The organism is Streptomyces sp. RK62 (assembly GCF_018070255.1).
Classification (GTDB): Bacteria; Actinomycetota; Actinomycetes; order Streptomycetales; family Streptomycetaceae; genus Streptomyces; species Streptomyces nigra.
Map to the genome: position 1 here is coordinate 330,863 of NZ_JAGPYD010000001.1, position 25,879 is coordinate 356,741.

Sequence of the window (25,879 nt, forward strand, 5' to 3'; positions counted from 1 at the left end):
CATGCGACCGCGCCGGCTGTGGACCGCACTGGCCGCCCTGGGACTGCTCTTCGCGGTGGCCTGCGCGAGCGAGGGGGCACCGGCGGCGGAAACGCCCGTACCGAACGGCTGGGAGGTCGCGTTCCGCGAGGAGTTCGACGGCGGGCGCCTCGACACGGAGCGCTGGGCCACCTGCTACGACTGGAACCGCGACGGCTGCACCAACGCGGGCAACGACGAGGAGCAGTGGTACCTGCCCGGGCAGGTGAGCGTGGGTCGGGGCGCCCTGACCCTGAGCGCGGAGCGGCGCGCCACCCGGGGCAGCGACGGCACGACGTACCCCTGGCGGTCCGGGATGATCTCGACCGGCCGCGACGACTGGTACGGCGACCCCCGCGAGACCTTCACCTACGGCTACTTCGAGGCCGCCATCCGCATCCCGCGGGAGGCGGGCATGTTCCCGGCGTTCTGGCTGATGCCCGCGTCCCGGTTCACACCCCCCGAACTGGACATCATGGAGTTCCTCGGCACCACCCAGGAGGTCTCCATGTACGCGCACTGGAAGGGCCCGGAGGCCGACGAGCGCGCCAGAGGCTCCTTCGGCCCCGTCGACTTCCCGGCCGGCTACCACGAGTTCGGGCTGCTGTGGACCTCCGACGAGCTGAGCTGGTACGTCGACGGGGTGCGGCGGTTCCGGGTCACCGAACCGGAGCGGATCCCGCACGTCCCCATGGAGATGCTGCTCAACCTGGCCGTCGGCGTCCCCGACTCGCCGCCCGCCTCGGTGGATTCGGCCCGGATGGCCGTGGACTGGGTGCGGGTCTGGAAGCCGTGACCGCGAGCGCTCAGGGCGGCGCGGCGGGGCGCGGCAGCGCCGGGTAGGGGCGGCCCACACCGGCCCGCAGCCGCCGGTAGGCACGCCAGGCCCGGGTGCGGGGCCGCTCCGGGAACGGCGCGACCGGCGCTCCCGCACCCCGCGCCCAGGACCGGAACCGCTCCGGGCCGGTGTCGGCGCGCACCATCAGCCGGGCGATGCGCAGGGGTTCGTCCGCGACCGAGCTGAAGCCGTGCCGGACGGCGGTGGCCGACGTCCAGCCCGCCTCCCGTACGAGGTCCCGGACGGGGCGGCTGGAGTACCCGTGCGGATAGGCGAACGCGTCCACGTCATGCCCCAGTTCGTCCTGGAGGCGGGCCTTGCACTCCTCGATCTCGGCCCGGGCCCGGTGCCGGGGCAGCACGTCCAGCTGCGGATGGGTACGGGTGTGCCCGCCGATCTCGACGCCGGCCGCGTCCAGTTCGGCGACGTCCCGCCAGGTCAGCATGGCGGCGGGCGGGAACGCGCCCGCGCGTGCCGCGCCGAGGGCGTCGGTGACGACGTACAGGGTCGCGGGCAGTCCGCGCGCGTCGAGCAGCGGCGCGACGACGGAGCGGAAGTCGGCGAACCCGTCGTCGAAGGTGAGCACGGCGGGGCGGGGCGGCAGCGGCGGGCCGCCCCGCAGCGCCGACACGAGGCTGCGCAGCGGGACGACGGTCAGCCCGGCGTCCGTGAGCAGCCGCAACTGGTCGGCGAAGTCCCCGGGCCGCACGGTGAACGGCGCGATCCAGGAAGGGGGGTCGGCGCAGACCGAGTGGTACACGAAGACGGGGACGGGGTGGCACGGCACGCCGGATCACCTCGCCAGGGGTGCCCGCACGGACCCCACGGCGTACCCCGCGGCGGTGGCGCCGACGCCCAGCGAGAGCGCGGCCACGGTCCGGGCGGGCGCGGTCCGCCCCGAGCGCAGGGCGTCGCGGACGGCACGCGGGATGGTCGAGCGCAGATAGGCCCGCTCGCTGGACAGCGCGGTGACACCCGCGCTGTGCCGGGCCACCGCGGCCTTGGACAGCCCCTCCGCGTAGCAGCGCGACCGGTAGTACGACCAACTGGCGCGTCCGGCGGGCACCTTGTGGCGGACGGCCGCCGAGGGGTCGTAGAGCAGTACCGCGTCGGGGTCGCGGGCCGTGATCCGCAGGCACAGCTCCGTCTCCTCGCAGCCCAGCGGCCGGGTGCCCACCCGGCCGAGGTCGGTGCGGAAACCGCCGGCGGCGAGCAGCCGCGCCCTGCGGAAGGACATGTTGGCCCCGATGAAGTTGCGCACCGGGGACGGCTCCTCGGGCAGCCCCCGGTACGAGCAGCCGACCACCCAGTCGAACTCGGGCGGGAACCAGTCGGGGCGCCCGGACTGCCACCACGGCACGACGAGCCCGCCCACACCGGCCACCCGGGGGTCGGCGTACCGGCTCAGCAGGCGCTCCGTCCACGAGGGTTCGGCGACCGCGTCGTCGTCCAGGAAGGCCACCACCTCCGCCACGGCGGTCCGCACCCCGGTGTTGCGGGCCCCGGACAGCCCTCTGCGTTCCCGGTTGGCGACGACCCGGGCCGCCGTCAGCCGCTCGGCCGCGCGCCGGTGGAGGGCGGGGCAGTGGTCGACGACCAGCACGATCTCGTCCGGGGGGTGCCGCTGGGACTCCAACGAGGCGATGGCGGCCCGGAGATCGTCCCAGCGGTCGAGCGTGTACGCGCACACGACGACGGAGAGGCTCGGTGCGGTGTTCATGAGGTACTCCCGGAGGTGGGCACCAGCCAGCGGGACCGCCAGATCAGCAGCGGCGCCGCGACGATGCACTCGGCGAGCAGCCACGCGACCCCGGCGCCCGTGACGCCGAGCACCGGCAGCAGCAGCCAGGACAGCCCGAGGACCAGGACGCACAGCGCGACCTGGAGGCCGACGACGAGACGCATGCGCCGGCGCGCCCGCAGCACGTCCACGGCCACGCTGAACAGCAGGTTGGGCAGCGCGGCCAGGGCCAGCAGCCGCAGCACGGTGGTGGCGTGCTCGGCGTAGCCCGGTCCGAACAGGGCGAGGATCCAGGGGGCGCCGACCACGATGACGAAGACCCCGGCGGCCAGCAGCGTCCCGGAGTGGCGCAGCACCCGCAGCCCGTGGTCGACCAGCCGCTCGGGCCGGCGCACCACCTCGACGACGAGGGAGCTGCCCATGTTGCGCACGACCAGGAACAGCACGTAGCCGATGATCCAGGCGAGCGAGAACCAGGCGCTCTGATCCGGGCCCAGCGAGTTCAGCACGAGCAGCGGCACCAGGGTGTACGCGGCCATCCGGAACAGCGAACCGGCGTAGTCGGCGGCGGCGTAGCTCAGCAGCCGTGGCGGGCGCGCCGACTCGGGGTTGTCCCGTTCATGGCTCGGCACCGCCCGCCGCAGGAGCAGATAGTTGGCGACCAGCAGCGACACGAACAGGGCGCCCGCCCACGACACCAGGATGCCGGAGCGCACCGCAAGCAGGGCCCCACCGGCCAGCAGCAGGATCTTGGCCGCCGCGAAGACCATGTTCTCGGCGATCACCCAGCCGGGCCGGCGCAGCGCGGTGAGGGCGCCGTCCTGGAGGACGAAGATCGTGTAGGCGGCGGTCGCCGCGACGAAGCAGGCGCCCAGCGCCGGATGGCGCAGGAAGTCCAGGTCGGGGGCGAGGACCGGGACGAGGGCGACGAAGACGACGGCGACCAGGGCGCTCCACGCGGCGCTCACGGCGTAACTGGCGAGCAGCAGCTTGCGGGTGTGCCGGCCCGAGCACGGCAGGAAGCGGATCAGGAAGTCGTTCAGGTTCAGCTGGCCGATGTTGGCCAGCAGCAGGGAGGCGGAGAGCGCCGAATAGCTGAGCCCGACGTCCTCGTCGTCGTACCAGTGGGTGGCGAACAGCCAGAAGATGGAGCCGACTCCGGCGTTGACCAGTGAACCGATCGCCAGCAGATGGCCGTTGCGCACCAGCGGCTCGCTGGGCAGCACCCGTGCCACCCCGGCCCGCACCGCCGTCACCGCGGAGCGGCGGCCACCGGTCGCGGGGGTGCCGGCCGGGGCGCCGGCGCGCTCGGCCTCCCTGACGTCGCGTGAGGCGTACACGGCCGCTCCTCAGTCCGGTGCGGCGTCCGCGCCGTTGAGCCGGCGGCTGCGCAGATAGCCGAAGGGCCCGTACAGCAGTCCGCGCAGCTCCAGCAGGGCGAGCCGCCGGGACCAGGCGGTGTCCTCGGTCATCCGGTCGTGCGTCCGGGTCAGGGCGAGCAGGACGCCTCGGGGCAGCGCGCGCAGCAGGGCGGGCAGCATACGGGGCTCGTGGAGCAGGGCGGCCGTCAGATAGGCGCCGAGCCCGGCGCCGTAGCCGAACGCCTGGCGGTCCAGGGCGTCGTGCGTGCGCCGATGGCGGTGCCAGACGACCGCGTCGGGCTGGTAGGCGAGGGTCTGACCGGCCGCCAGGACCCGGAAGAAGGCCAGCAGGTCGTCCCCGCCGTGGGCCGGTGTGCCCACGCCCGTCGCCGGGTCGAAGCCGCCGAGGGCACGCAACGCGTCCACCCGGAAGGCCATGTTGGTGCCGGAGCCGAAGCGTCCGGCGGTGAACGGGAACAGCGGGTCGTCCGGCGGACGGCTCAGCGAGAAGGTGCGGAACTCGTACCCCTTCGCGAACTGCCCGTGCCGCTCCAGGGCGTTCTGGGCGGGCGTGCGCAGCTCGGCCGGGACGATCAGGCCGGTGACACAGGTCGTCGCCGGGTCGTGCGCGAAGCCCTCCACGAGGGCGGGCAGCCAGTGCGGGTCGACCAGGGTGTCGTCGTCGGTGAACGCGGCGATGTGGCCGCGGGCCGCCGCGAGACCCTTGTTGTGGGCGTGGGCCAGACCGGGCCGCGGCTCCCTGAGATAGCGCAGCCGGTGCCGGTACGCGCCGAGGACGAGCCGTGCGGTGGCGTCGTCGGCCGGGGCGTTGTCCACGACGATCACTTCGAACCACGGGTACTCGGTGCGCAGCAGCGCGTCGAGGCACTGCCGCAGCATCTCCGGGCGGTTGTGCGTGGCGACGATGACGCTGGCGGGCGGTGTCGCGAAGGAGGGGGTGCCGGTCCGGGACCCGGCCGCCGCGGTGTGCGGCTGCCGGGTCGCGGCCTCGGCCAGGGTGAGCCACAGTTCGGTCGGGCTGTCGGGGCCGCCGGTCGCGCTGACCAGCCCGAGCGGATGGCCCCGCAGCCGCACCAGCGCCAGGACCGGCGCACGGGGACGGATCGAGCCCTGGCCGCCGGGGGGACGGAACTCGTGCGGCCGCGCCAGATCCATGTCGACGACGTCGACCGGGGTGTACGGGGCCTCGGGGCGCCGGGCGCCCGCCGCGGTGTGCCGGGACGGGACCGGTCGGGGCAGCCGGGTGACGCTCATGCCGCGCCCCGCTCCGCCCGCGCCGCCTTCCAGGCCGCCGGCCGCTCGGCGAGCAGGGTGCGCAGGACCCGCCGGCCGTCGGAGATGGCGTGCAGATTGGACCGGCCGCTGCGGCGCGGCAGTTCGAGGCTCGGGACCTCCGCGATACGCAGCCCGGAGCACAGGGCGTGCGTGATCATCTCGGTCTCGATCTCGAAGCCGGAGGAGTGCAGGTCGAGGTCGTCCAGGAAGCTGCGGCGGAAGGCGCAGAAGCCGTAGCAGAGGTCGGTGAGCGACGTGTCGTACAGGCGGTTCACGGCCGCCAGCAGGACGCGGTTGCCGAACTGCCGGAAGCGGGTGATGTCCAGGGAGCCGCCGCCCGCGATGAACCGGGACCCCTTCACGAAGTCGTACCCGTGGTCCAGGAAGTGCAGGAAGTGCGGGATCTCGCCGGGGGACATGCTGCCGTCGGCGTCGATCATGACGATGTGGTCGCCGGTCGCGGCGTCGAAGCCGGTGCGCAGCGCGTTGCCCTTGCCGGGGCCCCGCTGCGGGACGCTGCGCACGGTGGGCAGACAGTCCTGGGCCATGTGCAGGGTCGCGTCGACCGAGGAGCCGTCGACGAGGATCACCTCGTCCACACAGTCCGGGATCTGGGAGAAGACCCAGGGGATGTTGCGCGCCTCGTTCAGGGCGGGCACCACCAGGCTCACGGTGGCGCGCGGCGGCGGTCGGTCCTCCGCCCGGCGCAGTGGGTGGTCGTCCGGCCGCGTCAGAAGAGCGGTCCGGTGGTCGAGGCGGGAGCTGTTCGTGTTCATGATGCCGTCTCCGCGGAGGTGCTGCGGCGGATGCCCGGAGGGGTGTACGTCGACGCCATACGCTTACGTCGTATACATCTGCTACGTGAATATTCTGCTCTTATCGGACAAATGGTCAAGCGGGGGAGTCGCCGGACAGCCGGACGGCCCCGCCGCCGGGGGCGACGGGGCCGGAGAACACGGGACAGGGTGGCCGGATCAGCTCCTGACCATCAACTGGAAGTCGAACGCGTACCGCGAAGCCCGGTAGATGTGCGTCCCGTACTCCACCGCCCGCCCCGTGTCGTCGTACGCCGTGCGCTGCATCGTCAGCAGGGCCGCGCCCTCCCGTTCGTCGAGGCGGGTGCCCTCCCCGGCGGTGGCGCGGCGGGCGCCGACCGTCTGGTGGGCGCTGTGCAGGGTGATGCCGACCGCCCGCATCATCCGGTACAGGCCGGTCGCCTCGAGCCGGGCCGTGTCCAGGTCGAGCAGGTCCGCCGGCAGGTAGTTGCACAGGATCGCCACCGGCTGGCCGTGCGTGCTGCGCAGCCGCTCCAGGACCGTGACCTCGGCGCCCTCCGCGACGCCGAGCGCGGCGGCCACGTCGGCCGGGGCCGGGACGCGTTCGTTGCGGACGACCCGGGTCGTCGGGCCCTGCCCGGCCGCCTCCAGGTCGTCGTAGAGGCTGCTCAGCTCCAGGGGGCGTTTGACCTGGCTGTGCACCACCTGGGTGCCCACCCCGCGCCGCCGGACCAGCAGCCCCTTGTCGACCAGGGACTGGATGGCCTGCCGGACGGTGGGCCGGGACAGACCCAGCCGCACCGACAGGTCGACCTCGTTGCCCAGGAGGTCGCCCGGCGCGAGCGACCCGTCCGCGATCGCCGCCTCCAGCTGCTGCGCGAGCTGGTGGTACAGCGGCACCGGACTGCCCCGGTCCAGGGCGAAGCCCAGCGGGTCCAGCGCGGAGACGGATCCGGCACGGGCGGCGCCGCGGGTCCTCGCCATGGGACGAACCTCCCTGTCGGGTCGGGAACTGCCGGGTTACGAGTTGCTGGGGAAACCGAGGTTGATGCCGCCGTCGGACGGGTCCGGCCAGCGGGTGGTGATCACCTTGCCCTGGGTGTAGAAGGCGATCCCGTCGCCGCCGTACACGTGCAGGTCGCCGAAGAGGGAGTCCTTCCAGCCGCCGAAGGAGTGGTAGCCGACGGGCACCGGGATCGGGACGTTCACGCCGACCATGCCCGCCTTCACCTCCAGCTGGAAGCGGCGGGCGGCGCCGCCGTCGCGGGTGAAGATCGCCGTGCCGTTGCCCCAGCGGGAGTCGTTGATGAGCTTCAGCGCCTCCTCGTACGTCTCCGCGCGCACCACGCACAGCACCGGGCCGAAGATCTCGTCCCGGTACGCGTCCGCCGTCAGCGGCACCCGGTCCAGCAGCGAGACGCCGAGGAAGAAGCCGTCCTCATGGCCCTCGACCGTGTGGCCGGTGCCGTCCACGACGACCTCCGCGCCCTGCGCGGCGGCCGACACCACGTACGACGCCACCTTGTCGCGGTGTTCACGGGTGATCAGCGGGCCCATCTCGGAGGCCGGGTCGTCGCCCGGGCCGACCCGCAGGTTCCGGGCGCGGTCGGCGATCTTCGCGACCAGCTCGTCCCCGGTGCCGCCGACCGCGACCACGACCGACACGGCCATGCAGCGCTCGCCGGCCGAGCCGTACGCGGCGTTGATCGCCTGGTCGGCCGCGAGGTCCAGATCGGCGTCCGGCAGCACCAGCATGTGGTTCTTGGCGCCGCCGAGGGCCTGCACCCGCTTGCCGTGCTCGACGGCCTTCAGCTGGATGTACCGCGCGATCGGCGTCGAGCCGACGAACGACACCGCCTCGACGTCCGGGTGCTCGAGAAGCCGGTCCACGGCCACCTTGTCGCCCTGCACGACGTTCAGCACCCCCTCCGGCAGCCCCGCCTCGGAGGCCAGCCGGGCCAGCAGCAGGGACGCCGACGGGTCCTTCTCGGACGGCTTCAGCACGAAGGTGTTGCCGCACGCGATGGCCAGCGGGAACATCCACATCGGCACCATCGCCGGGAAGTTGAACGGCGTGATGCCAGCGACCACGCCCAGCGGCTGCCGGATCGAGGCCACGTCCACCCGGGTCGACACCTGCGTCGACAGCTCGCCCTTCAGCTGCACGGAGATCCCGCAGGCCAGCTCGACGATCTCCATGCCGCGCGCGACCTCGCCGAGCGCGTCGGAGTGCACCTTGCCGTGCTCGGCGGTGATCAGCCGGGCCAGCTCGTCGCGGTGCGCGTCCAGCAGCTCGCGGTACTTGAACAGGATCGCGGTGCGCCGGGCCAGGGACGACTGGCCCCAGCTCTCGAACGCCGTCCGCGCCGAGGCGACCGCCGCGTCCACCTCGGCCACGGTCGCGAAGCCGACCTGCTTCTCCTGGGCGCCGGTGGCCGGGTTGTGGACGGGACCGTAGCGGCCGGAGGTGCTCTCGACGGGCTTGCCGTCGATCCAGTGGGACAAGGTCGTCGGAACCGTCGGGGTGTCCGGGGACTTCGGGGACGCGGAGGTCGTCATGAGGTGCGGGCCTTTCGGGGGTGGGGCGGGGGAGGAAGGTTCAGAGGTGGTGGCGGCGGGCCGTGACCTGCCGGTCGTAGCGTTCGCGGGCCTCCACGGCGGCCTCGCGTCCGGCGACCTCGGCGACGGGTACGTCCCACCACGCCTCGGCGCCCGGCGAGGTCGCCCGGGTGGTGTCCGTCTCGACGTACACGCAGGTCGGGCGGTCCGAGGCGCGGGCCGCGGCCAGCGCCTCGCGCAGCTCGCCCACGGTCTTGGCGCGCAGCACCTCCATGCCGAGGCTGGCCGCGTTCGCGGCGAGGTCCACGGGCAGCGGGGCGCCGGTGAAGCTGCCGTCGGCCGCCCGGTAGCGGTAGGCGGTGCCGAACCGCTCGCCGCCGGTCTCCGCGGACAGACCGCCGATGGAGGCGTAGCCGTGGTTCTGGAGGAGGACGACGTTGACCGGCAGGCCCTCCTGCACGGCGGTCACGATCTCCGTCGGCATCATCAGATACGTGCCGTCGCCGACCAGCGCCCACACCGGGGTGCCCGGCGCCGCCTGCTGGACGCCGATCGCGGCCGGGATCTCGTAGCCCATGCAGGAGTAGCCGTACTCCAGGTGGTACTGGCGCGGCGAGCGGGCGCGCCACAGCTTGTGCAGGTCGCCGGGGAGCGAACCGGCCGCGTTGATCACCACGTCGTCGTCGCCGACGACCGCGTCCAGCGCGCCCAGCACCTGGGTCTGTGTCGGCACGGCCGTGTCGTCGGCGGCGCGGTAGGCGGCCTCGACGACCGCGTCCCAGCGCTCCCGGCCGGCCCGGTACTCGGCCTCGTACGCGGCGTCCACCCGGTGCCCGGCGAGCGCCTCGGTGAGAAGGGTGAGCCCGGAGCGGGCGTCGCAGACCAGCGTCCGCGCGGACAGCTTGTGCGCGTCGAAGCCGGTGATGTTGAGGTTCAGGAACCGTACGTCCGGGTTCTGGAAGAGCGTGCCGGACGCCGTCGTGAAGTCGGTGTACCGGGTGCCGACGCCGATCACCAGGTCCGCGGTGCGGGCCAGGTCGTCGCTCGCGGAGGTGCCGGTGTGGCCGATGCCGCCGAGGTCGGCGGGGTGGTCGAAGCGCAGCGAGCCCTTGCCGGCCTGTGTGGAGGCCACGGGGACGCCGGTCGCCTCCACGAACGCCCGCAGCGCGTCCTCGGCCTCGCTGTGGTGCACCCCGCCGCCCGCGAGGAGCAGCGGGCGCCGCGCGGAGCGGATCGCCTGCACGGCCGCCGCCAGCTCGGCCGGGTCCGGCGCGGGACGCCGTACGGGCCACACGCGCTCGGCGAGGAACTCCTCCGGCCAGTCGTACGCCTCCGCCTGGACGTCCTGGGGGAGGGCCAGCGTCACCGCGCCGGTCTCGGCGGGGTCGGCGAGCACCCGCATGGCGTGCAGCGCGGACGGGATCAGCGCCTCGGGGCGGGTGACCCGGTCGAAGTAACGGGAGACCGGGCGCAGTGTGTCGTTGACCGACACGTCCGCCTCGACCGGGTGCTCCAGCTGCTGGAGCAGCGGGTCCGGGGCGTGCGAGGCGAAGTAGTCGCCGGGCAGCAGCAGGACCGGCAGGCGGTTGATGGTGGCGAGGGCCGCGCCGGTGACCAGGTTGGTGGCGCCGGGGCCGATCGACGTCGTCACCGCCTGCGCGGAGAGCCGGTTGAGCTGACGGGCGTGGCCGACGGCCGCGTGCACCATGGACTGCTCGTTGCGTCCCTGGTGGAACGGCATGGTCTCCTCGCCCGCCTCCAGCAGCGCCTGGCCCACGCCGGCCACGTTGCCGTGCCCGAAGATGCCCCAGGTGCCGGCGATCAGCCGGTGCCGGACGCCGTCGCGCTCGGTGTACTGCACGGACAGGAACCGCACCAGCGCCTGGGCGACGGTCAGTCGGACGGTGGATGAGCTCATCGGTGACCTCACTGGGACGGGGCGGTGTAGAGGGGCAGACGGGGGTCGACGGGCTGGTCCGGCCAGGTGCCGCGGATCCAGGCGTGGTCGGGGTGGTCGCAGATCAGCCAGGCGCGCTCCTCCTCGGGGCCCGCCATGACGTTCAGGTAGTACATGTGGTGGCCCGGCACCGCCATCGACGGCCCGTGCCAGCCGTCGGGGATCAGCACGACGTCGCCGTCGCGCACCTCCGCGAGGACGTCGGTGCCGCGGCCGTGGCCGGACGGCGAGACGCGCTGGTAGCCGAGGCCGGGGATGCCGTCGTGACCGGCGAACTCGAAGTAGTAGATCTCCTCGAGGACCGACTCCTCGCCGGGCCGGTGCTCGTCGTGCTTGTGCGGCGGGAACGACGACCAGTTGCCGCCGGGCGTGATCACCTCGACCGCGATGAGCCGGTCGCACTCGAAGACCCCGGCCGCGCCGAAGTTGTTCACCTGGCGGGAGGAGTTCCCGGTGCCGCGCAGCTCCACCGGCACCGACGAGGCCGGTCCGTAGCGGGCGGGCAGCCGCCGGGTGCAGCGGGCGCCGGTCAGCGCGAACCGTCCACCGCCCGGCGAGGTGACGGCCGCCCGGGCGTCGCGCGGCACATAGGCGAAGTCGGTGACGGCCGCGAACACGCTGCCGCGGCCGGTGAGCGTGAACGTGTCGTGACCGAAGTCGTCGGTGGCCGTCACCGTGCAGCCCCCGGACAGCGGCAGCACGATCCACTCGCTGTCGCCGGTCTCGAAGGTGTGCGTGCCGCCGGGCGGCAGCTCCAGGACCCGCAGGCTCGAGTACCCCCAGCGGGCCTTCTCCGGGGTGACGTCGACGACGTACGGGCCGCCGAGCGCCTTTCCCGCGGGGAGGTGGTACGTCGTCGCGTCATCGAGCGTCACAGTCGTTCCTCCACGTCGCAGTGCGTGTCACAACAGGCCGACGGCCGTGTCCACGGCCGTCTCCACAGTGCCCTCGGCCGGGTAGAGCAGCGAGCGGCCGACGACCATGCCCTGGACCGTCGGCAGCCGCAGCGCCTTGCGCCAGCGCTCGTACGCCCCCTCCTGGTCGCCGCCGACCTCGCCGCCGAGCAGGACCACGGGCAGCGTGGAGGTCTCGAGGACCTCGGCCATGTGGTCGGGGTTCTCGGTGACCGGCAGCTTGAGCCAGGTGTAGGCGGAGGTGCCGCCCAGGCCCGAGGCGATCGCGATGGACCGGATGACGGCTTCGGCGGAGAGGTCGTTGCGCACCTTGCCGTCGATCCGCCGGGACATGAAGGGCTCGACGAACAGCGGCAGCCGGCGGGCGGCCATCGCGTCGACGGCGCGGGCCGACGACTCCAGGGTGGTCAGCGAGCCGGGATCGGAGAGGTCGATACGGACCAGCAGCTTGCCCGCGTCGAACCGCATCCGCTCGATGTCCTCGGCGCGGTGCCCGGTGAAGCGGTCGTCCATCTCGAAGGACGCCCCGGCCAGACCGCCGCGGTTCATGGAGCCCATGACGACCTTGCCGTCCAGAACACCGAGGAGCAGCAGGTCCTCGAGTATGTCCGCGGTGGCCAGGACCCCGTCGACGCCGGGCCGGGACAGCGCCACGCACAGGCGTTCCAGGAGATCGGCCCGGTTGGCCATGGCGAGGCGCCGGTCGCCGACGCCGAGGGCGCCGCGGGCCGGGTGGTCGGCGGCCACGATCATCAGGCGCCCGCTCGCGCCGATCAGCGGGCGGCGCACCCGCCGGGCGGCGGCCTCCGCGATCGCCTCGGGGTGCCGGGCTCTGACCGCGGTGAGGTCGGGGATGGAGAGACTCAACGAAAGCTCCGTTCAGGGGTGGCTCGGCGGGCGCTCATGACGCCCGGGCGAGGAGGTCCTGGACCTCGGACCCGGTGGGCATGGCGGAGGAGCAGGCGAGGCGGGAGGCGACGAGGGCGCCGGCGGCGTTGGCGTGCCGCATGACCTTCTCCAGCTCCCAGCCGGACAGCAGGCCGTGGACGAGGGAGCCGCCGAAGGCGTCGCCCGCGCCCAGCCCGTTGACGACCTCGACCGGGACCGGCGGCACCTCGGCCCGGGTGCCGTCGCGGTGGACCGCCAGCACGCCCTTGGGGCCCTGCTTGACGACCGCCAGCTCCACGCCGGCCGCGAGCAGTGCCTGGGCGCACGCCTCGGGCTCGCGGACGCCGGTGGCGACCTCGCACTCGTCGAGGTTGCCGACGGCGACCGTGGCGTGCCGCAGCGCCTCGGCGTAGTACGGGCGGGCCTGGTCGGGATCGCGCCAGAACATGGGGCGCCAGTCGAGGTCGAAGACCGTGGTGCCGGCCTTGGCCCGGTGGGCGAGGGCCGCGAGGGTCGCCGTACGGCTGGGCTCCTCGCTGAGGCCGGTGCCGGTGATCCAGAAGACCCGGGCCGCGCGGATCGCGTCGAGGTCCAGCTCGTCGGTTCGGATCTCCAGGTCGGGGGCCTTGGGCTGCCGGTAGAAGTACAGCGGGAAGTCGTCGGGCGGGAAGATCTCGCAGAACGTCACGGGGGTCGGGTGGGCGGTGACCGGGGTCACCCAGCGGTCGTCCACGCCGAAGTCCTTCAGCGCCTCGTGCAGGTACGCGCCGAACGGGTCGGCGCCGGTGCGCGTGATCACGGCGGTCTCGCGGCCCAGCCGGGCGGCGGCGACGGCGACGTTCGCGGCCGATCCGCCGAGGAACTTGCCGAACGTCTCCACCCGCTCCAGAGGGAGGCCGGACTGCAGGGGGTAGAGGTCGACTCCTATTCTTCCCATCGTGATCAAGTCGAAGGGCTTGGCTGTCTCGGCCATGCGTGACGCTCCTAGAGCTGGACAGGGGGTGCGGGTCCCGAGGGGCCTGCCGCCTCCCAGGTGTAGGACGCGGAGGCCGACGCTGTCAATAGTTTGTACTTACATTCGGACCTGAGCGTGAAATGATGTCTTAACAAAGTATTGACAGCGAGCGCATCTAGGGATTTGATCCCGTCCCAGCGCAACCGTCGTGTTCCACGGCACACTGCCCGGCCCAGGGAAGGTCCGGACCGTGTAACCCGGTGATCACCCTTTCCCCCCGTCGCACACCCGTCGCACAGTGAGGTGCTGGAAAGATGGACCGCTCTTACCCCCGCTCGCGCAAGCTGGCCTCCGTCGTGGCCGTGGCCGCCGCGGCCGCGCTCACCCTCGCGGGCTGCTCCAGCAGCTCCGGCGGCAAGGAGTCCGAGGAGGGCGGGGCGAACGCCTCTGCGGGCAAGGCCGACACGCCCCGAATGACGGTCGCCCTCGTGACGCACCAGTCGCCCGGCGACACCTTCTGGGACATCGTCCGCAAGGGCGCCGAGGCGGCCGCCGCCAAGGACAACATCAAGCTCATCTACTCCGCCGACCCCAACGCCGGCAGCCAGGCCAACCTGGTGCAGAACGCCATCGACCAGAAGGTCGACGGCATCGCGATCACCCTGGCCAAGCCGGACGCCCTGCGGGACGTCGTGAACAAGGCCAAGGCGCAGAACATCCCCGTCGTCGGCCTGAACTCCGGCGTCAGCGAGTGGCAGAAGCTCGGCCTGACGGAGTTCTTCGGGCAGGACGAGACGGTGGCCGGCGAGGCCCTCGGCAAGCGGCTCAACGAGTCCGGCGCCAAGAAGGCCGTCTGTGTCATCCAGGAGCAGGGCAACATCGGCCTCACCCAGCGCTGCGACGGTGTGAAGAAGACGTTCGAGGGCTCCCTGGAGACCCTGAACGTCAACGGCACGGACATGCCGAGCGTGAAGTCCACGATCACCGCCAAACTGAAGACGGACAGCGACATCGACTACGTCGTCGCGCTCGGCGCCCCGTTCGCGCTGACGTCGGTGCAGTCGGTGTCCGAGGCCGGCAGCAAGGCGAAGGTCGCGACCTTCGACCTCAACAAGGACCTGACCAAGTCGATCAGCAAGGGCGACATCGAGTTCGCGGTCGACCAGCAGCCCTACCTCCAGGGCTACCTGGCCATCGACTCCCTGTGGCTGTACAAGAACAACGGCAACTACATGGGCGGCGGCGAGGCGCCGGTGCTGACCGGCCCGGCGTTCGTCGACAAGACGAACGTCGAGACCATCGACAAGTTCGCCGCGAAGGGCACCCGGTGATGAGCATGACCCGACAGGCTGAGCCGGCGGTGGCCACACCGCCGGCCCCCGGCCCGGGCAAGGAGACCGACGGGCGCACCGCCCGGCGCCCGCTGGCGCTGCGGCTGCTCGCCCGCCCCGAGGTCGGCGTCTTCCTCGGCGCCGTCGCGGTGCTGGTGTTCTTCCTGGTCACGGCGCCGGCCGTACGCGACGGCAGCTCGATGGCGAACATCCTGTACCAGTCGTCGACCATCGGGATCATGGCGCTGCCCGTGGCCCTGCTGATGATCGGCGGTGAGTTCGACCTGTCGGCCGGCGTCGCCGTGGTCACCTCCGCCCTGACCGCGAGCATGGTCAGCTACCAGCTGACGATGAACGTCTGGGTCGGCGTGATCGTCGCCCTCGTCGTCTCGCTGGCGGTCGGCCTCTTCAACGGCTGGATGCTGGTGAAGACCGGGCTGCCGAGCTTCCTGGTCACCCTGGGCACCTTCCTGATCCTCCAGGGCGTCAACCTCGCGGTCACCAAGCTGGTCACCGGCAACGTCGCCACCGACGACATCAGCGACATGGACGGCTTCGACCAGGCCAAGGCGATCTTCGCCTCGTCGTTCGAGGTCGGCGGCGTCGACGTGAAGATCACCGTCATCTGGTGGCTGGTGTTCGCGGCCCTCGCCACGTGGGTGCTGATCCGCACCAAGTACGGCAACTGGATCTTCGCCGTCGGCGGCAACAAGCACAGCGCGCGGGCCGTCGGTGTCCCCGTCACGTTCACCAAGATCTCGCTGTTCATGCTGGTCGGCTTCGGAGCCTGGTTCGTCGGCATGCACCAGCTGTTCTCGTTCAACACCGTGCAGTCCGGCGAGGGCGTCGGACAGGAGCTCATCTACATCGCGGCGGCGGTCATCGGCGGCTGCCTCCTCACCGGCGGAGCCGGCTCGGCCATCGGCCCGGTCTTCGGCGCCTTCATGTTCGGCATGGTCCAGCAGGGCATCGTCTACGCCGGCTGGAACCCCGACTGGTTCAAGGCGTTCCTCGGCGTGATGCTCCTCGGCGCCGTCCTCATCAACCAGTGGGTCCAGCGCACGGCGACCAGGAGGTGACCGACATGACCACCGAAGGAACCGGCACACACAGTGCCGTGAAGGACCAGACCCCCGCGGGGGACGCCCCGCTCGTCGAACTGCGCGGCGCGGGCAAGTCCTACGGCAACATCCGCGCCCTGCACGGCGTCGACCTCAAGGTCTTCCCCAGCCAGGTCACCTGCGTCCTCGGCGACAACGGCGCCGGCAAGTCCACCCTCATCAAGATCATCTCTGGGCTGCACCAGCACACCGAGGGCGAGTTCCTCGTGGACGGGGCGCCGGTGCGCTTCTCCACCCCGCGCGAGGCCCTCGACCGGGGCATCGCCACCGTCTACCAGGACCTCGCCGTCGTCCCGCTGATGCCGGTCTGGCGCAACTTCTTCCTCGGCTCCGAGATGACCAAGGGCCCCTGGCCCCTGCGCCGCCTCGACATCGAGCGGATGAAGAGGACCGCCGACGAGGAACTGCGCAACATGGGCATCGTCCTCGACGACCTGGAGCAGCCCATCGGCACGCTCTCCGGCGGCCAGCGCCAGTGCGTGGCCATCGCCCGCGCCGTCTACTTCGGCGCCCGCGTCCTCATCCTGGACGAGCCCACCGCCGCCCTCGGCGTCAAGCAGTCCGGTGTGGTGCTGAAGTACATCGCCGCCGCCCGCGACCGCGGCCTCGGCGTCATCTTCATCACCCACAACCCGCACCACGCCTATATGGTCGGCGACCACTTCAGCGTCCTGCGCCTGGGCACCATGGAGCTCAACGCCTCCCGGGACGAGGTGAGCCTCGAGGAGCTCACCAACCACATGGCCGGCGGCACCGAACTCGCCGCCCTCAAGCACGAGCTGTCGCAGGTCCGCGGCGTCGACGTGGAGGAGCTGCCGGAAGCCGACGCCCTCACCGCACCCGTGGCCTCCTCGGAAGGGAAGTCCTGACATGCCCGCACCGCTGGACCGCATCCGGGTGGGCTCGGCCCCCGACTCCTGGGGCGTCTGGTTCCCCGACGACCCCGTCCAGGTGCCCTGGGACCGCTTCCTCGACGAGGTCTCCGAGGCCGGCTACGACTGGATCGAGCTGGGACCGTACGGCTATCTGCCCACCGACCCGGCCCGGCTGACCGACGAGATCACCCGGCGCGGCCTCAAGGTCTCCGCCGGCACGATCTTCACCGGACTGCACCGGGGCCCCGACGTCTGGGACTCCACCTGGGAGCACGTCAGCGAGGTCGCCTCGCTCACCCAGGCCATGGGCGCCAAGCACCTCGTCGTCATCCCGTCCTTCTGGCGCGACGACAAGACCGCCGAGATCCTGGAGCCCTCCGAGCTCACCGGTGAGCAGTGGGGGCACCTCACCAAGGGCATGGAGCGGCTCGGCCACGAGGTGCGGGAGCGGTTCGGGCTGGACATCGTCGTGCACCCGCACGCCGACACCCACATCGACACCGAGGCCCACGTCGAGCGGTTCCTCGACTCGACCGACGCCGACCTCGTCAACCTCTGCCTGGACACCGGGCACTACGCCTACTGCGGCGGCGACAGCGTCAAGCTGATCGAGACCTACGGCGAGCGCATCGGCTATCTGCACCTCAAGCAGGTGGACCCGGAGATCCTCGCGGACGTCGTGAAGAACGGCGTCCCGTTCGGACCCGCCGTGGCCCGCGGCGTCATGTGCGAGCCCCCGGCCGGCGTGCCGGAGCTCGGCCCGGTCCTTCAGGCCGCGCAGAAGCTGGACGTCGACCTGTTCGCGATCGTCGAGCAGGACATGTACCCCTGCGAGCCGGACAAGCCCCTGCCCATCGCGGTCCGCACCCGCAGGTTCCTGAGGTCCTGCGGCGCCTGACGCCCCCGAGAGGACGGCCGAACGCATGACCCACCGTCCGGACGACCTGGGCGTCGCCGTCATCGGCACCGGGAAGGTGGGCGCCGACCATGTGCGCCGTATCGAGGAGACCGTCAGCGGGGCCCGTGTGACCGCCGTGGTGGACGTCGACCGGGGACGCGCCGAGGCCGTCGCGTCCCGGATCGAGGGCTGCGCCGTCCACACCGACGCCGCCGCCGCGATGGCCTCGCCCGAAGTCGACGCGGTCATCGTCGCCTCACCCGGCCCCGCCCACGAGGCGGCGCTCATGGCGGCGTTCGCACACGATCTGCCGGTGCTGTGCGAGAAGCCCCTCACCCCGGACCCGGCCGCCGCGCTGCGGGTGGTCGAGGCCGAGTGCTCCCTCGGCCGGCGCCGGATCCAGGTCGGCTTCATGCGGCGCTACGACGCCGAGTACGCGCGGCTGAAGGCGCTGCTGGACACGGGCCGGCTGGGCCGCCCGCTGCTGCTGCACAACCGGCACCGCAATGTGGCGAGCCCGCCCGGCTGGACGTCCGCGATGCTGATCGAGGACTCCGTGTCCCACGAGATGGACGTGACCCGCTGGCTCCTCGGCCACGAGATCACGGCCGTCACCGTGCACACCCCGACCCCGTCCGGCGACGCCCCGGACGGGGTCCGCGACCCCCAGTTCGTGGTCTTCGAGACCGACGGCGGAGCCGTCGTCGACGTCGAGATCTTCGTCAACTGCGGCTTCGGCTACCAGGTCCAGGCCGAGGTCGTCTGCGAACGCGGCACCGCCCGCGTCGGCGACGGCCACGCCCTGGTCACCCAGACCGCCGGCCACTGGGGCGGCCCCATCGCCCAGGACTACCTGGAGCGCTTCGCCGACGCCTACGACCGCGAGGTCCAGGCCTGGGTCGACGCCACCCGGCGGGGCGAGGTGACGGGCCCGAGCGCCTGGGACGGCTACGCCGTGGCGGCGGTGTCGGCGGCGGGCGTACGGGCCCTGACGGAGGGCGGCCGGGTGCCGGTGCAACTGGCGGAACGGCCGGCGCTGTACGGGACGTGACGGCGCGGGGCCCCCGCGCCGTCCTGCCGTCCCTAGAGCGTGGTCCGCGGCCGGATCGGGAGGCCCGCCGCGCGGTAGCACGCGTCGATCAGCGTCATCGTCTCCACCGCGTCGTCCGCGTCCAGGGGCAGCGGGGCCCCGTGCCGCAGCCGCGCGGCCAGCGCCTCCAGTTGGTACGTGTACGACGAGCGGGTGCCGAGGTGTTCCGTGCGTTCGCCCTCGGGGGTGCGGATCACGACCCGGTCGTCCTGGTGCGGCAGCACGAAGTTCGGGGCGAACGCCTCGCCCCGGGAGCCGACGATCCGGCAGCTCATCTCCAGCGTGCCGTACGCCATGTGGCAGCGGGCCGACGCGCGCGCCCCGCCGGGGAACTCCAGTTCCGCGTCCAGCCATTCGTCGACGCCGGGCGCCCCGGCGCGTTCGCCGGCCCGGGCCGACAGCAGCCGGGGAGCGCCGCCCGCCCAGGGGGCCAGCATCCTTGTCGCGTGCAGCCCGTAGCAGCCGAGGTCCATCAGGGCGCCGCCCGCCAGCGCCAGCGACCAGCGCGGGTCGCTGTCGTCCGGGGCCGGGATCGCGACCAGCGTCTCCACCCGCCGCAGCGTGCCCAGTTCACCCCCGGCGAGGATTTCGTGCAGCCGGCGGGTGACCGGGTGGAACAGATAATGGAACGCCTCCATGAAGACCGTTCCGGACGCCGCCGCGGCCCGGCGCACCTCGGCCGCCTCCTCGGCGTCGCTCGCCGACGGCTTCTCCGTCAGGACGTGCTTGCCGGCCGCGAGCGCGGCGAGGTTCCACGGGCCGTGCAGCCCGTTGGCGAGCGGGTTGTAGACGACCTCGACGTCCGGGTCGGCCAGCAGCTCGGCGTACGAGCCGGCCACCCGTTCGACGTCGTGCGCGGCGGCGAACGCCTCGGCTCGGGACCGGTCGCGGGCCGGACCCACGAGGGAGCGCTCGGTGATGCGCGCCGCGCCCAGCACGCCGACCCGCAGTGGTTCCGGCACGGACTCGATGGTCACGCCCGCCGCACCTCCTCGATCGTCACCGGGCGGTGCTCCCGCAGCGACAGCGTGCACGCGTCGGCGATCCAGCCCGCCTCCAGGGCGTCCTCCACGGTGCAGGGGGACGGCCGGGAGCCGGCCACCACCTCGGTGAACGCGGTGAGTTCGGCGCGGTAGGCGTCGGTGAAGCGGTCCATGAAGAAGTCGTGCGGGGTGCCCGCGGGGAAGGTCACGCCGGGCTCCACGGAACGCAGCGGCAGCTTGTCCTCCAGGCCCACCGCGATGGAGTCCTCGAACCCGTGGATCTCCATCCGCACGTCGTAACCCCGCGCGTTGTGACGGGAGTTGGACACGACCGCGATCGTGCCGTCGTCCAGGGTGAGGATCGCGCCGGTGGTGTCGGCGTCACCCGCGTCCGCGATGTAGTCGGCGCCCTTGTTGCCGCCGACGGCGTACACCTCACGGACCTCGCGCCCGGTCACCCAGCGGATGATGTCGAAGTCGTGCACCGAGCAGTCGCGGAAGATGCCGCCGGAGGCGGCGATGTACGCGGCGGGCGGCGGCGCCGGGTCCAGCGTGGTCGACCGCACGGTGTGCAGCGCGCCCAGCTCACCGCTCTCCACGGCGGCGCGCGCGGCGACGAACCCGGCGTCGAAACGCCGGTTGTAGCCGATCTGGATCGGCACGTCCTTGTCCTGGACGGCCTTGAGGACCTGGACGCCCTCGCTCATGGTGCGGGCGACGGGCTTCTCGCAGAAGACCGGGATGGCCGCCTCGACCCCGGCGAGGATCAGCGCGGGGTGGGCGTCGGTCGCGGCGGCGACGACGATGCCGTCCACGCCCGCCGACAGCAGGGCCTGCGGCGAGTCCACGACCTCGGCGCCGAACCGCTCCGCGGCGGCCTTGGCGGCGTCCGCGAACGGGTCGGTGACGACGAGGGAGTCCACCACGTCGAGTCCGGCGAGGGTCTCGGCGTGGAAGGCGCCGATACGGCCGAGGCCGAGGATTCCGATACGCATGCTTCAACTTCCTTGTCGAGCGGGGGAGTACGAGGAGAGGGGAGAGCGGAGGGTGCTGCTAGTCGAGGCCGCCGAGGACGTTCTGGTCCCAGTCGATCACCGAGCCGGTGACCACCCCGGACCGCTCCGACAGCAGGAAGACCACGAAGTCGGCGATCTCGTCCGGCTGGCCCAGCTTGCCCATCGGCAGCCTCGCGGCGGCCTGCTCCCGCCAGTCGTCGGACGCGGCGTGGAACGTCTTCTGGGTGACGTCCTCGCCCTCGGTCGCCGTCCAGCCGATGTTCAGGCCGTTGATCCGGACGCGGTCCCAGCGGTGCGCGTGCGCGGCGTTGCGGGTAAGACCCATCAGTCCGGCCTTGGCGGCGACGTACGGCGCCAGGAACGGCTGCCCGCCGTGCGCGGAGGACGTGATGATGTTGACGATCGTGCCGGGCGCCCCGCGCGTGACCATGTCGGCCACGGCGGCCTGCATGGCGAAGAACGGCGCCTTCAGATTGATGGCGATGTGCTGGTCGAACAGCTCGGGTGTGGTGTCCAGGAGCGTGCCCCGGGACGTCAGCCCCGCCGAGTTGACCAGGCAGTCGATCCGGCCGTACGCGGCGACGACCTCGGCGACCGAGGACCTGGCCCGCTCGGCGTCGGCGAGGTCGGCACGCACGAACAGCGCCTGGCCGCCGGCGGCCGTCAGCTCGGCCACCAAGGCCTCGCCGGGCTCCGCGCGGCGCCCGGTGACGGCCACGGCCGCCCCTTCGCGCACGGCGGCCCGGGCGACGGCGGCGCCGACGCCCTGACTGCCGCCGTTGACGAGGACGACCTTGTCGTCGAGAAGTCCCATGGGTGTTCCGGGTCCTTTCGGTGGGTCAGCTCGTGCGCCGCTCGGCGCCGGCCCGCAGCTGCGCGCGCAGCGCCTCGGGCGGCAGGCCCTCGGCGAGCGCCCGCCGGACGAGGTCCGCCTGGGACGGCGGGGCCAGCCCGTCGACCGGCGGGTCGCTGTCCAGGTTCGTGGGGAACGGGTAGCCCTCGGCGCTCGCCGCGATCACGTTCTGCGCCCAGTCCGCGCCGGCGCCCTCGGCGAGCCGGGCCAGCAGCACGGGGTAGACGGCGTTCGCCACGGCCTCGCGGTCCACGGTCTCCATGGCCCGCCCGAACGCCGACGACACCTGCAGCAGGTTGGCGGTGCGCCGGATGTCCGCCGAGCGGTTGGTGCCGGCGGCGTGGAACAGCGCCGGGTTGAAGAAGACCGCGTCGCCCTTGGCGAGCGGGAGCTGCACGTGGTGCGCCTCGAAGTACTCCCGGAACGCGGGCAGCCGCCAGGCGAGATAGCCGGGCTCGTAGCGCTGCGAGTGGGGCAGGTACATCGTCGGCCCGGACTCCACCGGCATGTCGCAGTGCGCGACCGCGCCCTGGAGGGTGAGCACGGGCGACAGGGCGTGCACGTGCGCCGGATAGGCGGACGCCACCTCGTTGGAGAGGAAGCCCAGGTGGTAGTCGCGGTGCACGGTCTGCGCGGCGCCGCCCGGGTTGACCACGTTCACCTGCGAGGTCACCTGGTAGCCGGGGCCCAGCCAGGCGCTCGACACCAGGGCCAGCATGTCGTTGCCGTAGTAGTCGGCGAAGGCGGCCGGGTCGTACAGGGCGGCCTTCTCCAGGGCGTTCCAGATCCGGTCGTTGGCGCCGGGCCTGGCGAAGTGGTCCCCGGCGGCGGTGCCCGAGGCGCGCTGCTCGGCGATGAGCGCGTCGAACACCGCGGTCAGCCGGTCCACGACCACCGGGTCGGGGAAGGCGCCCTCGAGGACCACGATGCCGGGCCCGTCCGCGAGCGCGCGCACCAGCTCGGCGCGCACCTCCCGCGGGTCCCCGGCCGCCCGCAGACGGTCGCTGTCGTACAGCAGGACGCCCTGCTCCACGGCACGGGCGTGCGGGTAGTCGGCGCGGTCCGTGGTCCGTTCGACCAGCTCGCGGAGGTCCGCGAGATCGCAGTCGCGCTCGGACAGCCAGAACTGGCGGTGCGCGGAAGTGAGAGACATCGTCGTCCTCTCGATGACAGGGGCGGCTCGGTGATGCCATTCTTGTCCTGACAATCCCCTCGAACAACCAGCAGGAAGCCATCAAAAACCCCTCAGGAGCCGTCGTATGGGCCACCCCTTCCCGATCAGGGAGATCGCACGTCAGGCGGGTCTGAGCGAGGCCACGGTCGACCGGGTCCTGAACGGTCGCACAGGGGTGCGCGAGAGCACCGCGCGCGAGGTCCACCAGGCCATCGCCGACCTGGACCGTCAGCGCACCCAGGTCCGCCTCCAGGGCCGTACCTTCATGGTCGACATGGTGGTGCAGGCGCCGCAGCGGTTCACCACGGCCGTCCGCGCGGCCCTGGAGGCCGAACTGCCGTCCCTGCACCCGGCCGTCGTGCGCTCCCGCTTCCACTTCCGGGAGACCGGACCCGTCGCCGAACTCACCGGCACCCTCGACCGCATCGCCCGGCGCGGCTCGCAGGGCGTGATCCTCAAGGCCCCGGACGTCCCCGAGGTCACCGCCGCCGTCGCCCGGCTCGTGGACGCCGGCATCCCCGTCGTCACCCTGGTCACGGACCTGCCCGCCACCGCCCGGCTCGCCTACGTCGGCATCGACAACCGCGCCGCGGGCGCCACCGCCGCCTATCTGATGGGCCAGTGGCTGGGGGACCGGCCCGGCAATGTGCTGACCAGCCTCAGCAGCGGGTTCTTCCGCAACGAGGAGGAACGCGAGATGGGCTTCCGCAGCGCCATGCGGAGCCTGCACCCGGACCGCACCCTCGTGGAGATCGCCGAGGGCCAGGGCCTGGACGCCACCCAGTACGACCTGGTGCGGGCCGCGCTGGACCGCGACCCGGACATCCGTGCCGTCTACTCCATCGGCGGCGGCAACATCGCCACCCTGCGCGCCTTCGAGGACCTCGGCCGCGAGTGCGCGGTGTTCGTCGCCCACGACCTCGACGAGGACAACACCCGGCTGCTGCGCGAACACCGCCTGTCCGTCGTGCTCCACCACGACCTGCGGCACGACCTGCGCGAGGCGTGCCACGTCGTGATGCGGGCGCACGGCGCGCTGCCCCCGGCAGGACCGACGGTGCCGTCGGCCATCCAGGTCGTGACGCCGTACAACATGCCGGCGCCCATCGGGTGACGGCATGAGGACCGGCCCGGGCGTGTACGCCGCGCGGCCGGCCCCCGGCTCCCTTAAGGGCTGTCCCGTAATTCCCGGCGGGCGCGCGGCGTCAGCTACGGCACCTCGCCGCGTTGTCGGGTCGTCCGCATACGTCCAGTATGCGGACGGCCCTCCGCCTTGCGATGCACCGCATCCGACGCCGCGCGCTGATCCACCGGGAACTACGGGCCAGCCCCTACCGTCGGGCGCATGTGGAATTCGATCCCGGACGGCGGCCCGGAGCGGCTGGTGGCGCTCGCCGACGGCGTGTTCGCCATCGCCCTGACCCTGCTCGTCCTGGACTTCTCCGTCCCACCGGACCTGCCCTCCCACGAGTACGCCGACGCCCTGCGCGAGCTCCTGCCGAACCTCGCGGCGTACGCGCTGAGCGTGCTGGTGCTCGGCGCGTACTGGCGGGAGAACCGGCGGATCCTCGGCTATGTCCGGCAGGTCGACGGGCAGCTGATCGGCCTGTCGATCCTCGGCCTGGGCGTCGCGGCCCTGTTGCCCTTCCCCACCAAACTCCTCGCCGAGTACGGCCGGGAGCCCGAGTCGGTCGCCGTGTACGCGGCGACGGTGGCCGCCCTCGGCGCCGCCGACCTCGCGGTGGTCCTCCTGCTGGCCCGGCGCCCCTGGCTGCGCGGCCCTGCGGGACCGCCCGAGGGGTTCCGGCTGTACGTCCTCGACCTCGCGGTGACGGTGGTCGTGTTCGTCGCCAGCGTGCCCCTCGCCCTCGTGTACGGCCCGGCCGCCATGTGGCTCTGGGCGGCCATGGCCCCCATCAAGGTGGTGATCGGGCGCCGGTCACAGAAGGCGCGCTGAGCGCGGGCCCTCAGCCCTCCGGGGTCACGTCCACCCAACTGCCGCTGTCCGCCGAGCGCACCATCGCGTCCAGTACGGCCGCACTGCGCACCGCGTCGTCCAGCGTGGCGCCGTAGGGCGTGTCCTCGGCGATCGAGCGCAGGAACCGGTACGCCTCGACCACCTTGAGGTCGTCGTAGCCCATGGCGTTCGCCGCGCCCGGCTGGAACGCGCCGAACTCGCCGTCGCCCGGCCCGACACGGACGGTGGCGACCGGCTGGTCCTGGTAGGCGGTGCCACGGCTGACCCGCAGCTCGCCCATGCGGCGGAAGTCCCAGAACACCGCGCCCCGGGTGCCGTGCACCTCGAAGCCGTAGTTGTTCTGCTCGCCGACCGAGACCCGGCACGCCTCCAGCACACCGCGCGCGCCGGAGGCGAACCGCAGAAGGCAGTTGACGTAGTCCTCGTTCTCGACCGGGCCGAGCTCGCCGGTGGCCAGGGTGTGCCCGGCGGTCGCGCCGGTCGGACGGGCCCGCTCGGGGACGAAGACCGCGGTGTCGGCGGTCAGCGCGGCGATGTCGCCGAGCAGGAAGCGGGCGAGGTCGGCACCGTGCGAGGCGAGGTCGCCCAGCACGCCGCTGCCGCCGCGCTCCCGCTCGTACCGCCAGGTCAGCGCACCCTGCGGATGCGCCGCGTAGTCGCTGAACAGGCGGATGCGCACATGTGTCACGGTGCCGATCTCGCCGGACGCGACGAGGTCGCGGGCGGCCTCGACGGCGGGGGCGTTGCGGTAGTTGAAGCCGACGGCGCTGTGCACGCCGGCCCGGGCGGCCGCGTCGGCCACGGCCCGGGCGTCCGCGGCGGTCAGCCCGACCGGCTTCTCGATCCAGAGGTGCTTGCCGGCCTCGGCCATCGCCACACCGATCTCCCGGTGCAGGAAGTTCGGCGCGGTGACGCTGACCGCCTTGACGCGCGGGTCGGCGGCCACCTCGCGCCAGTCCCGGGTCGCCGTGGCGAACCCGAAGCGTGCGGCGGCCTCCTCGGCGCGGCCCGGCACCTCCTCGGCGACCGTGACCAGCTCCGGGCGCAGCGGCAGGTCCGGGTAGTGGTGCGGGAGGCGGGCGTACGCCTGTGTGTGCACGCGCCCCATCCAGCCGAATCCGACGACGGCGACGCCGAGCGTGTCCACCATTGCAGCCCCTCATTGGACCGGTCCATTCTCTGTCCGGGCCACCATGGTTCGCCGCGCTGACCGGTGTCAACCCCCCTCCCGTGTGGCGCCGCCCTTTGACAAGCGCC

24 protein-coding genes are annotated in these 25,879 nt (G+C 72.6%); 8 read left to right on the forward strand and 16 right to left on the reverse strand.

Annotated elements, in window-relative coordinates; all coding sequences use genetic code 11:
* Position 1 precedes the first annotated feature (1 nt).
* Positions 2-814 (forward strand): family 16 glycosylhydrolase, encoded by an 813-nt coding sequence (locus tag KBY32_RS01385; RefSeq protein WP_210978506.1) that lies wholly within the window; start codon positions 2-4, stop codon positions 812-814.
* Positions 815-824: 10 nt separating this feature from the next.
* On the opposite strand, the gene KBY32_RS01390 is transcribed toward KBY32_RS01385, so the two are convergent.
* From KBY32_RS01390 to iolC, 11 genes are all read right to left on the reverse strand, one after another.
* The gene (locus KBY32_RS01390) at positions 825-1,643 is read right to left on the reverse strand and encodes a polysaccharide deacetylase family protein (RefSeq protein WP_055619097.1); all 819 of its coding nucleotides are present in this window, start codon (positions 1,641-1,643) and stop codon (positions 825-827) included.
* Between the two features lie 6 nt (positions 1,644-1,649).
* Positions 1,650-2,576 (reverse strand): glycosyltransferase family 2 protein, encoded by a 927-nt coding sequence (locus tag KBY32_RS01395; RefSeq protein WP_210978507.1) that lies wholly within the window; start codon positions 2,574-2,576, stop codon positions 1,650-1,652.
* Positions 2,573-3,937, reverse strand: coding sequence for a lipopolysaccharide biosynthesis protein (locus tag KBY32_RS35780; RefSeq protein ID WP_055619095.1), 1,365 nt, complete (start codon positions 3,935-3,937; stop codon positions 2,573-2,575). The genes KBY32_RS01395 and KBY32_RS35780 overlap by 4 nt, the downstream gene beginning before the upstream one ends.
* 9 nt (positions 3,938-3,946) lie before the next feature.
* Entirely contained in the window at positions 3,947-5,233 is a 1,287-nt protein-coding gene (locus KBY32_RS01405; RefSeq protein ID WP_210978508.1) for a glycosyltransferase family 2 protein, read from the reverse strand.
* Positions 5,230-6,030, reverse strand: a complete 801-nt coding sequence (locus KBY32_RS01410; protein ID WP_210978509.1) for a glycosyltransferase family 2 protein — start codon at positions 6,028-6,030, stop codon at positions 5,230-5,232. The genes KBY32_RS01405 and KBY32_RS01410 overlap by 4 nt, the downstream gene beginning before the upstream one ends.
* A 198-nt stretch (positions 6,031-6,228) precedes the next feature.
* Positions 6,229-7,014, reverse strand: coding sequence for a GntR family transcriptional regulator (locus tag KBY32_RS01415; protein ID WP_210978510.1), 786 nt, complete (start codon positions 7,012-7,014; stop codon positions 6,229-6,231).
* A gap of 36 nt (positions 7,015-7,050) precedes the next feature.
* Positions 7,051-8,589: a CoA-acylating methylmalonate-semialdehyde dehydrogenase gene (locus KBY32_RS01420; protein ID WP_210978511.1), complete on the reverse strand. Its 1,539-nt coding sequence runs from the start codon at positions 8,587-8,589 to the stop codon at positions 7,051-7,053.
* A 40-nt stretch (positions 8,590-8,629) separates the two neighbouring features.
* Positions 8,630-10,507 (reverse strand): 3D-(3,5/4)-trihydroxycyclohexane-1,2-dione acylhydrolase (decyclizing), encoded by a 1,878-nt coding sequence (gene iolD / locus KBY32_RS01425; protein WP_210978512.1) that lies wholly within the window; start codon positions 10,505-10,507, stop codon positions 8,630-8,632.
* A gap of 8 nt (positions 10,508-10,515) precedes the next feature.
* Positions 10,516-11,421, reverse strand: a complete 906-nt coding sequence (gene iolB / locus KBY32_RS01430) for a 5-deoxy-glucuronate isomerase (protein ID WP_210978513.1) — start codon at positions 11,419-11,421, stop codon at positions 10,516-10,518.
* Positions 11,422-11,448: 27 nt separating this feature from the next.
* Complete coding sequence (locus tag KBY32_RS01435) at positions 11,449-12,327, reverse strand: hypothetical protein (RefSeq protein WP_055619089.1); 879 nt, start codon at positions 12,325-12,327, stop codon at positions 11,449-11,451.
* A 34-nt stretch (positions 12,328-12,361) separates the two neighbouring features.
* The gene (iolC, locus tag KBY32_RS01440) at positions 12,362-13,321 is read right to left on the reverse strand and encodes a 5-dehydro-2-deoxygluconokinase (RefSeq protein WP_210978514.1); all 960 of its coding nucleotides are present in this window, start codon (positions 13,319-13,321) and stop codon (positions 12,362-12,364) included.
* Between the two features lie 296 nt (positions 13,322-13,617).
* Here iolC and KBY32_RS01445 point away from each other — a divergent pair, with 296 nt between their 5' ends.
* Genes KBY32_RS01445 through KBY32_RS01465 form a run of 5 tightly spaced genes read left to right on the forward strand, consistent with a single transcriptional unit; the run spans position 13,618 to position 18,579 of the window.
* Positions 13,618-14,634, forward strand: a complete 1,017-nt coding sequence (locus KBY32_RS01445) for a sugar ABC transporter substrate-binding protein (RefSeq protein WP_055619087.1) — start codon at positions 13,618-13,620, stop codon at positions 14,632-14,634.
* The gene (locus KBY32_RS01450; RefSeq protein WP_210978515.1) at positions 14,634-15,713 is read left to right on the forward strand and encodes an ABC transporter permease; all 1,080 of its coding nucleotides are present in this window, start codon (positions 14,634-14,636) and stop codon (positions 15,711-15,713) included. Before KBY32_RS01445 ends, KBY32_RS01450 begins: the two co-directional genes overlap by 1 nt.
* Before the next feature lie 5 nt (positions 15,714-15,718).
* Positions 15,719-16,624: an ATP-binding cassette domain-containing protein gene (locus tag KBY32_RS01455; RefSeq protein WP_055619085.1), complete on the forward strand. Its 906-nt coding sequence runs from the start codon at positions 15,719-15,721 to the stop codon at positions 16,622-16,624.
* Between the two features lies 1 nt (position 16,625).
* Entirely contained in the window at positions 16,626-17,528 is a 903-nt protein-coding gene (locus tag KBY32_RS01460) for a sugar phosphate isomerase/epimerase (protein WP_210978516.1), read from the forward strand.
* Between the two features lie 25 nt (positions 17,529-17,553).
* Positions 17,554-18,579, forward strand: coding sequence for a Gfo/Idh/MocA family protein (locus KBY32_RS01465; protein ID WP_210978517.1), 1,026 nt, complete (start codon positions 17,554-17,556; stop codon positions 18,577-18,579).
* 32 nt (positions 18,580-18,611) lie between these two features.
* Here the strand turns inward: KBY32_RS01465 and KBY32_RS01470 are convergent, their stop codons facing one another.
* Genes KBY32_RS01470 through KBY32_RS01485 form a run of 4 tightly spaced genes read right to left on the reverse strand, consistent with a single transcriptional unit; the run spans position 18,612 to position 22,623 of the window.
* Positions 18,612-19,595: a Gfo/Idh/MocA family oxidoreductase gene (locus KBY32_RS01470; protein WP_308293643.1), complete on the reverse strand. Its 984-nt coding sequence runs from the start codon at positions 19,593-19,595 to the stop codon at positions 18,612-18,614.
* The gene (locus tag KBY32_RS01475; protein ID WP_210978518.1) at positions 19,592-20,596 is read right to left on the reverse strand and encodes a Gfo/Idh/MocA family oxidoreductase; all 1,005 of its coding nucleotides are present in this window, start codon (positions 20,594-20,596) and stop codon (positions 19,592-19,594) included. Before KBY32_RS01475 ends, KBY32_RS01470 begins: the two co-directional genes overlap by 4 nt.
* A 58-nt stretch (positions 20,597-20,654) precedes the next feature.
* On the reverse strand, positions 20,655-21,431 hold the full coding sequence (locus KBY32_RS01480) for an SDR family oxidoreductase (RefSeq protein WP_210978519.1): 777 nt from the start codon (positions 21,429-21,431) through the stop codon (positions 20,655-20,657).
* Between the two features lie 25 nt (positions 21,432-21,456).
* A complete protein-coding gene (locus tag KBY32_RS01485; RefSeq protein WP_210978520.1) occupies positions 21,457-22,623 on the reverse strand; it encodes a phytanoyl-CoA dioxygenase family protein in 1,167 nt (388 codons plus the stop codon).
* Between the two features lie 106 nt (positions 22,624-22,729).
* On the opposite strand from KBY32_RS01485, the gene KBY32_RS01490 reads away from it, so the two are divergent.
* Positions 22,730-23,758, forward strand: a complete 1,029-nt coding sequence (locus KBY32_RS01490; RefSeq protein ID WP_055619079.1) for a LacI family DNA-binding transcriptional regulator — start codon at positions 22,730-22,732, stop codon at positions 23,756-23,758.
* A gap of 231 nt (positions 23,759-23,989) precedes the next feature.
* Positions 23,990-24,601: a TMEM175 family protein gene (locus KBY32_RS01495; protein WP_210978521.1), complete on the forward strand. Its 612-nt coding sequence runs from the start codon at positions 23,990-23,992 to the stop codon at positions 24,599-24,601.
* A 10-nt stretch (positions 24,602-24,611) separates the two neighbouring features.
* Here KBY32_RS01495 and KBY32_RS01500 read toward each other — a convergent pair whose 3' ends face one another.
* Complete coding sequence (locus KBY32_RS01500) at positions 24,612-25,772, reverse strand: Gfo/Idh/MocA family protein (protein WP_210978522.1); 1,161 nt, start codon at positions 25,770-25,772, stop codon at positions 24,612-24,614.
* Positions 25,773-25,879: the final 107 nt, after the last annotated feature.